General features: G+C 73.3%; 7 protein-coding genes. All 7 read right to left on the bottom strand.

Features of this window, described 5'->3' with window-relative positions; all coding sequences use genetic code 11:
* The coding region (locus ACFV4F_RS33340; protein ID WP_380508203.1) for a bifunctional polysaccharide deacetylase/glycosyltransferase family 2 protein at window positions 1–1,512 on the bottom strand (1,512 nt) is incomplete at its 3' end.
* Between the two features lie 28 nt (window positions 1,513–1,540).
* Window positions 1,541–2,122 carry a hypothetical protein gene (locus ACFV4F_RS33335; RefSeq protein ID WP_380508201.1) on the bottom strand — a complete coding sequence of 194 codons (582 nt, stop codon included), beginning with the start codon at window positions 2,120–2,122 and terminating at the stop codon, window positions 1,541–1,543.
* 194 nt (window positions 2,123–2,316) lie between these two features.
* Window positions 2,317–3,600 carry an NAD(P)/FAD-dependent oxidoreductase gene (locus ACFV4F_RS33330; RefSeq protein ID WP_380508198.1) on the bottom strand — a complete coding sequence of 428 codons (1,284 nt, stop codon included), beginning with the start codon at window positions 3,598–3,600 and terminating at the stop codon, window positions 2,317–2,319.
* 102 nt (window positions 3,601–3,702) lie between these two features.
* Window positions 3,703–5,058 carry a GH1 family beta-glucosidase gene (locus ACFV4F_RS33325; protein ID WP_380508195.1) on the bottom strand — a complete coding sequence of 452 codons (1,356 nt, stop codon included), beginning with the start codon at window positions 5,056–5,058 and terminating at the stop codon, window positions 3,703–3,705.
* A gap of 46 nt (window positions 5,059–5,104) precedes the next feature.
* Window positions 5,105–5,947 carry a carbohydrate ABC transporter permease gene (locus ACFV4F_RS33320; RefSeq protein WP_380508192.1) on the bottom strand — a complete coding sequence of 281 codons (843 nt, stop codon included), beginning with the start codon at window positions 5,945–5,947 and terminating at the stop codon, window positions 5,105–5,107.
* Window positions 5,944–6,891 (bottom strand): carbohydrate ABC transporter permease, encoded by a 948-nt coding sequence (locus ACFV4F_RS33315; protein WP_380508189.1) that lies wholly within the window; start codon window positions 6,889–6,891, stop codon window positions 5,944–5,946. Before ACFV4F_RS33315 ends, ACFV4F_RS33320 begins: the two co-directional genes overlap by 4 nt.
* A 1-nt stretch (window position 6,892) precedes the next feature.
* A complete protein-coding gene (locus tag ACFV4F_RS33310) occupies window positions 6,893–8,149 on the bottom strand; it encodes an ABC transporter substrate-binding protein (protein WP_380508259.1) in 1,257 nt (418 codons plus the stop codon).
* Window positions 8,150–8,157: the final 8 nt, after the last annotated feature.

Genomic DNA, 8,157 nt, shown 5'->3' with positions numbered 1-8,157 from the left:
GTCCTTGTTTATCCCCACCACGTAGTTTTTGTTCTCCAACCGGCCGCGCGGGGCGGGGGGTTTCATCACTTTGGCTTGGGCGGTTCGGGCGCGGCCGGCGGGGTGGCCGCACGGCTGGACGAGGTGGCGGACGGCGTCGGGCTCGAAGACCGTGTCGCCGTCGACCATCACCAGGAGCTCCGCGCGGGCGGCCGCGATGCCGGTGTTGAGCGCGGCGGGCTTGCCCGCGTTCTCCTGCCGGATCACGCGCGTGTAGGGGAGGCCGAGCGACTCGACGAGGTCGGCGGTGCCGTCGGTCGAGCCGTCGTCGACCACGATCAGCTCCACGGGGTGGTCGGAGGCGAGCAGCGAGCGCAGCGCGGCCTCGATCCCGGCGGACTCGTTGTACGCGGGCACGATGACGCTGACCGGTTCGGTGACGGGCGGTCCCCACGGGCGGCGGCGCAGCCGCCTGTGCCGGCGGGCGGCCACCAGGACGGCGACGGCCCGCAGCACGCTGATCGCGCCCGCCGCCCACAGCAGCCAGCCCAGGACGGTGAGCACCCAGTTCCCACTCCGGAGGATCCAGATCAGGGCGGTTCCCTGGAGACGGTCGGCGGTTCCGGCCTGGCGGACGGGGTCGGACAGGCCGACGGCCTGGCTGACGGTGGCGAAGCGCAGGCCGCGCGACGTGAGTTCGGGCAGCAGGGTCTTCAGGGCGGCCACGGTCTGCGAGCGGTCCCCGCCCGCGTCGTGCATCAGCATGACCTGCCCGGGGCCGCCCGGGCGGTCGTCGAGCGCCTTGAGGATCTGCGGGATTCCCGGCCGCTGCCAGTCCTCGCTGTCCTGGGTGGTGAGCACGGTCAGGTAGCCGGAGCGCCCGGCCTGCTGGACGGCGTCCCACTCGCGGTCGTCCAGGGCGTCCGCGCTGGAGGAGTACGGCGGCCGCAGGAGCGAGCTCGTCACCCCGGCGGATCCGGCGAGGGCGAGCTGGGTCTCGCGCAGTTCCAGCGAGCGGCGCCAGGCGGGGGCCGGGCCGAGGTCGGTGTGGGTGAAGGTGTGCACGCCGATCTGGTGGCCCTCGGCGACGATCCGCCGGATCAGGTCGGGATGGGCGGCGGCCTGGGTGCCGACCACGAAGAACGTCGCGTGCACCCCCTCCTTGCGCAGGACGTCGAGGATCTGCGGCGTCCACGTCGGGTCGGGGCCGTCGTCGAAGGTGAGGGCGACGGTGCCGGGCCCGGGCGCGGCGCTGCGCGGCTGCGGGCCCGCGGTGTCGATCACCGGACCGCCGTCGCGGACGGCTGCCGGGACCGCGTCCGCGGCCGTGGGCGTGGCGGCCTGGTCGGGGCGGTCGTCGAAGCTGTGCTGGGTGTAGCCCTGGAGCGCGAGGGCGCCGGTGAGCGTCAGCAGCAGGGCGGTCAGCAGGAGCCAGTGGGTGCGCAGCGGGCGCTGGCGGACCACGCCGCGCCGGCCTCGGCGGGCGGACGCGCGGGTGGGGGCGGGTGTTCTCCGGCGGCGGGCGGTGCTCATCGTGCGGCTCTCGGTGGGTGGGTGGAGGTCACTGCTTGTTGGGGTGGCCGTTCGGGTTCCCCGGCGGGGCGCTGGGGCGGCCGTGCCCGGGGGTGGGGCTCGGGTGCTCCGACGGCGTGGCGGTCGGGGCCGGCGCCGTGGTGGCCGTGGGGCCGGCGGGCGCGCTCGGTGCCGCAGGGCTGGTGGCCGACGGGTGCTGGACGCTGACCGGGGTGACGGCCCGCGGGTGGGTGGGCGCCGCGCTCGGGTGCTCGCTGGGTGCGGCCGCGGCCACCGGCCCGGCGGTGGGCGCGTCGGACGGCGCGGCCGTCGGGTCCGGCGCGCTCGGTGCCGGCGGCTGGGGGAGCGGCAGGAACGGCGCGTTCACCGTCGGGCCGCCGAGCAGCGCGCTCGCCAGCAGGGCCAGGTACCCGCCGGCCGGTACGGCCAGTGCCACCCCGAGGCGGCGGATCCTGCGCTGGCGGCGGCCGGAGGAGTCCACGAACACGGGCGGGGGCGGCGGCTCGGCGTCGGAGACGGCGGGCAGTTCGACGGTGGCCTCGCCCGCTCCGTCCCCGGTGAACGGGACGTGTTCGGCGGTCGGCCACGGTTCGTACGGTGTGACGGGCACGGTGTCGGGTCCAGGTCTTCTCGGTCCACAGGGCTGTCAGGGCCGCACCTACGGGTCACGGGTGAGCCGACGGTGCACTGGTCGTGATCTGTTCAGCGCCGGGAGCCGGAGTTCCGTCACACCCTCCCCGCCGGATTCCGCCTTGACGCCCGGGCTCGGCCGGGAACCGGGACGGAACCGGGGTTCGTGCCGGTTCAGCGATCCGTCGGAGCGCTCCCCGCGGCCGTCGCGCGGTGCTTGATGTTGACGGCCGACGCCTGGGCGATCGCCACGGGGTTCAGGAAGCGCATCGGGCCGATCAGGCGGGATCCGAACCGGTGCATGTGCCGCGCCAGCGATCCGTCGCGCGCCGCCGCCGAGAACATCAGCCGCTCCAGCGGGTTGAACGGGCGGGCCTTGGCGAAGTCGGCGGCTAGGAACTGGTGGCCGCGCATCCGGCGCTGGTGCGTGCGGGCGTACGCCGCCAGCGCCCGGTCGAGGTCGCCGCGCCCGGCGGCGGCCGGGGCCACGGCCTCCGTCAGCCACGTCGCGGACTCCAGCGCCCATCCGCAGCCCACGCCCCACAGCGGGTCGCTGGTCAAGGCGGCGTCGCCGATGAACGCGATGCCCGGTGCGGCCGGCGTGCGGTCGACCAGCGGGTAGTCGAGCACGCCGATGATCTTCGAGACGCGCTCGGCGGAGTCGATGGGCGGCGCCTCGGGCAGGGCGCGGACGAAGGCGGTGAAGCTGCCCTCCAGGTCCTTGCGGAAGCCCGGCAGCCGCTTCTTGTCCGGGACGACCGCGACGACCGTGACCCCGTCGTCGTTGGGGAACGCGTACGCCATGTCGGGTTCGAGGAACCAGGTGTGGGCGATCCCGCCGGGCAGCGGAAGGCCGCGGAAGTGCGCGAAGTACGCGAACCGCGTGTTCTCGTGCAGCCGCGCGGGCACCCCGGCGTGCTTCGCCACGGCCGAGTCCTTGCCGTCGGCGCCGACCACCAGGCGGGCCCGGAGCTCACGTTCGCCCTGCGGCGTCGAGGCGCGCACCCCCACCGTCCGTCCGCCCTCCTGGATCAGCCCGGTCACCTGGTGGCCGAGGAGCAGATCCACGCCGGGGGTCTGCCCCGCGCGGGACCTGATGATCGGGTCGAGGGTGCTGCGCCGCACGTTGTACCCGTACGGCAGCTCGGGGCCCGGTGCGGCGCCCGGTTCGATCCAGCCCCAGCGGGTGTACCAGCGGGCCTCGTTGCGGACGGCCCCCGCCTCCTCCAGGGCGGGAATGAGGCCGAGCTCGTCCAGCACCGGGTAGGCGTTGGCCGTGAGGGAGTGGGTGCACAGGACCTTGTACGCCCCGGGGTCCGAGCGGCGTTCCAGCAGGGCGACACGGACTCCGCGCCGGGCGAGCAGGATCGCCGCGGCGCTGCCGGCGAGGCCGGCTCCGCTGATGACGACGTCGTAGTCGTGTTCCGTGTCGTGTTCCGTGCTTCCGGCTCCGGTCATCTGCTGATGTCCCCCTTCGGAGTGGCGCTGTTCGTGGCGGTGGTGCAGTGCCACTGCTCCCAGGAACGTGAATCGCTGTCAAGTCCCTTTGACCGGAACGCTTCAGGAATCCTCCCGGCGGCGCGTCCGGTGGGCCGCGATGAGGTCGGCGTAGGTGCGGCCGCTGGTCTTCACGGTCCGCCGCTGGCTCGGGTAGTCGACGTGAACCAGGCCGAACCGCTTGTCGTAGCCGTACGCCCACTCGAAGTTGTCGAGCAGCGACCAGGCGAAGTACCCGGCCGGTGCCGCTCCCCGGGCGGCGGCGCGGGCGCAGGCCGCGAGGTGGTCCCGGAGGTAGGCGGTGCGCTCGGGGTCGTGCACGCTGCCGTCGGGGGCGACGGTGTCGGGGTAGGCGGAGCCGTTCTCGGTGACGTAGATCCGCCGGACGCCGTAGTCGTGGGTCAGCCGCAGCAGCAGCTGTTCGAGGCCGGAGGCGTGGACCTCCCAGGGCATGGCCGTGTGGCGGGGGTTGGGGCCGGGCAGCTGGCGGAAGCGGGGGGCGGGGCCGTGCGGGTCGTCGGCGACGACCTGGCGGAAGTAGTAGTTGAGGCCGAGCCAGTCGAGGGGCGCGGCGATCAGCTCCAGGTCCCCGGGGCGGACGGGCAGGTCGACGCCGTACTCGGCCCGCATGTCCGCCGGGTAGCCGCGGCCGAGGACGGGGTCGAGCCACCAGCGGTTGACGTGGCCGTCGGCGCGGGCGGCGGCGGCCCGGTCGGCCGCGGAGCGGGTGGCGGGCTCGATCGGGCTGAGGTTGTTGACGATGCCGATCTGCGCGCCGGGCACGGCCGAGCGCAGGGCCGCCAGGGCCAGGCCGTGGCCCAGGTGCAGGTGGTAGGAGGCGCGGACGGCGGCGGTGAGGTCGGTGAGACCGGGCGCCATGGTGCCGTCCAGGTGGCCGATCCAGGCGGAGCAGAGGGGTTCGTTGAGGGTGGCCCAGTGGGTGACGCGGTCACCGAGGCGTGCGCCGACCACCGCCGCGTACTCGGCGAAGCGCTCGGCGGTGGAGCGGGCCGGCCAGCCCCCGCGGTCCTGCTGGGCCTGGGGCAGGTCCCAGTGGTAGAGCGTCGGGAACGGGACGATGCCGGCGTCGAGGAGGGCGTCGACGAGGCGGTCGTAGAAGTCCAGCCCGGCCTGGTTGACCGTGCCGTCCGCCAGCGGCACGACGCGCGGCCAGGCGATGGAGAACCGGTAGGCGTCCAGGCCCAGGCGGTGCATCAGGGCGACGTCCTGCGGCCAGCGGCGGTAGTGGTCGCAGGCGGTGTCACCGGTGTCGCCGGCGGCGATCCTGCCGGGGGTGTGCGAGAAGGTGTCCCAGATGGACGGTGCGCGTCCGTCCGCGTCCACCGAGCCCTCGATCTGGTAGGCGGCGGTGGCGGCACCGAACAGGAAGTCGGCGGGCAGGTCGCTGAGGTCGGTCACGGGTGTGCCTTTCGGCGAGGGGGTGTCCGGCGGGCCGGAGGTGTGGTCATTTGACGGCGCCGGCGGTCAGGCCGGTGACCAGGAAGCGCTGGAGCAGCAGGAATCCGGCGACGACGGGCACGCTCACCACCAGGGAGGCGGCCATCACCTGGTTCCAGTAGACGTCGCTGAGGGTCGCGTAGCCCTGGAGGCCGACGGCCAGCGTGCGGGTCTCGTCGTCGGTGAGCACCGAGGCGAAGAGCACCTCGCCCCACGCCGTCATGAAGGCGTACACGGCGACGGCCACGATGCCGGGGAGCGCGGCCGGGACGACGACCCGCACCAGCGCCCGCACCGGCCCGCACCCGTCGACCAGGGCGGCCTCGTCCAGGTCGCGGGGGATGGAGTCGAAGTACCCGGCCAGCATCCAGATCGAGAACGGCAGCGAGAAGGTGAGGTAGGTGAGGATCAGCCCGCCGCGGCTGCCGTACAGGGCGATCCCGGTCGCGTTGCCGAGGTTCACGAAGATCAGGAACAGCGGCAGCAGGAACAGGATGCCCGGGAACATCTGGGTGGACAGCACCGTGACGGTGAACAGGCGGCGGCCGCGGAAGCGGTGGCGGCTGACCGCGTACCCGGCGAGGATCGCGACCAGGACCGAGCAGACGGTCGAACCACCCGCGACGATCAGCGAGTTGACGAGGTACCGGCCGAGCGGCACGGTGCGCCAGATGTCCGCGTACGGCCGGAGCGTCACGGTGCTGGGGATCCAGCGGAACGGGCCCTGCACGTCCTGGAGGGGTTTGAGCGAGCTGGAGACCATCACCAGGACCGGCGTGGCCGCGAAGACCGCCAGCGCGGCGAGCAGCACCCGGCGCAGCCACCGGAAGGACGCGGGCGCCCCGATCATCGCGCGCTCCTTCGGCGTGCGGTGAGCAGCAGGTACGTGGCCGTCACCAGCAGCAGGAAGAGCAGCAGGAGCACCGACATGGCGGAGCCCGCGCCGAAGTTCCAGGTGACGAACGAGGACTGGTAGACGTGCACGGAGACGAGGTCGGCGGCCTCGGGGGCGGACCGGCCGAACAGCAGGTAGGGCGTGTTGAAGTCGTTGAACGTCCACAGGAACAGCACGAGCACCAGGACGCGGTTGACCGGGCGCAGCGACGGCAGGGTGATCCGGCGGATCTGCTGCCGGATGCCGGCGCCGTCCAGGGCGGCCGCCTCGTACAGCTCGCGCGGGATGTTCTGGAGGCCGGCGGTGACGGTCAGGAACGCGAACGGCCAGCTGCGCCAGACGGCGACGGTGACCAGGGCGGCGAAGCTGTTGCCGCCGAGCAGCCAGAAGGGCTTGTCGTCGACGAGGTGGAGCTGGTCGTGGAGGACGTGGTTGAGCAGGCCGGTGTCGCGCTGGAACACGAACGACCAGGTGATGACGGCCGCGTACACCGGCAGCGCGTAGGGGAGCAGGAACAGGGCGCGCAGGAGTCCGCGGCCCCGGAAGGCGTCCTGGAGCAGGATCGCGGCGGTGGTGCCGATCAGCCAGGACAGGCCGACGGTCAGGACGGTGAAGGCGCAGGTGATTCCGAAGGAGTGGAGCAGCGCACGGCCGACGGGCGCGTTGATGTCGACGGTCGTGCGGTAGTTGGCGAGGCCGGTCCAGGGGGCGGCGGACCAGTCGCGGATGGTGAACTGCGTGAGCTGCTTGAGGCTCATCGCCGCGCCGACGACCATCGGCGTGAGGTGGACGAGCAGTTCGAGGAGCAGGGCGGGCAGGAGGAGGACGTAGGGCAGGGCGGCGCGGCGGCGGGCGCTGCGGTCGGGCGGGGCCGGACGGGCCGGTGGCGTGGTGGTCACGTCAGTGGGCCGGCATCTGCTGCTGGGCCTTGGCCAGTTCGGCCCTGACCGTGTCGTCGGTGGGGGGTTTGCCCGCGGCGGCGGCGCCCATGAGGTTCTTCACGGCGGTGCCGACCAGGGTCTCGAACTGGCTCTCGTCCGGGACCTGGGGGAGTGGGGCAGCGCTGGTCCTGAGCACGTCGGAGAGGGTCTTGAGCTCGGGGGTGGCGAAGGCCGGGTCGTTCTGGGCGTCCTTGACCGGCGGGATGGAGCCGTAGGCCCGGTTGAGCCGGATCTGTTCGTCCGTGCCGGTCATGAACGTCACGAACTTCAGCGCGCCGTCGGTGTTGTGGCTGCTGCGGAGGACGGCGAGGTTGATGCCGGCGGCCATGGAGGCGGTGGCGCGGTCCCCGGTGGCGCCGGCGGGCGCGGGCAGCGGGGCGACGGCGTAGTCCTCGGGTTTCATGCCGTGCGAGGCGAGGTTCGCGCCGGCGGACTGCCACATCAGCATCGCGGCCTTGCCGGTGGCGAAGTCGGTCACGGACTGGTTGTTGGCGTACTCGGCGTTGCCGGGCGCGGCGATCCGGTCGGTACCGAGCAGCCCCACGTACCGTTTGACGGCGGCCACGGTCCCGGGGCCGTCGAAGGTCGGCTTTCCGGTGGCGTCGAAGAAGTCGGCGCCCTGCTGCTTGGCGAGGGTGAAGGCGTGGTGGACGTCCTCGGTGGGGCTGCCGCCTTCGAGGGCGAGGCCGTGGCGGTCGCCGGCGGTGAGCCGGTGCCCGTCGGCGATCAGTTCCTCCCACGTCGTCGGGGGGTGGTCGATCCCGGCTTCGGCGAACAGCTTCTTGTTCCAGTACAGGCCGTAGGCCATGGAGTAGAGCGGGAGGGCGGCGGGGTCCTTGCCCGCGGCTCCGGTGGAGGCGAGGGCGGAGGGCAGGAAGCGGTCCTTGCCGCCCGTCTTCTCCAGCGCGGAGGCGTCGAAGGGCAGCAGGGCGCCGGTGGCCTGGAGCGAGGCGGACCAGGTGTTGCCGATGTTGAGGACGTCCGGCCCCTGGCCGGAGGTGGTCGCCGTGAGGATGCGGTTGAGCAGGTCCGACCACGGGACGACTTCGAGCTTCACCTTGATCCCGGTCTGCTGCTCGAACCTCTTCAGCTCCGGCTCCAGCACCTGGCGGTCGTTGTCCAGGCTGGTGCCCTGGTTGGACGCCCAGTAGGTGAGGGCGGCGGGGCCGGTGTCCGCGCCCTCGCCCCCTCCGCAGGCGCTGGCGGCGAGTGCCAGGACGGCGG

It is taken from the genome of Kitasatospora sp. NPDC059722 (assembly GCF_042733235.1).
Lineage (GTDB): Bacteria > Actinomycetota > Actinomycetes > Streptomycetales > Streptomycetaceae > Kitasatospora.
Note: the sequence above shows the minus strand (reverse complement) of the source record. Positions and strands in the feature narration are given on the sequence as shown.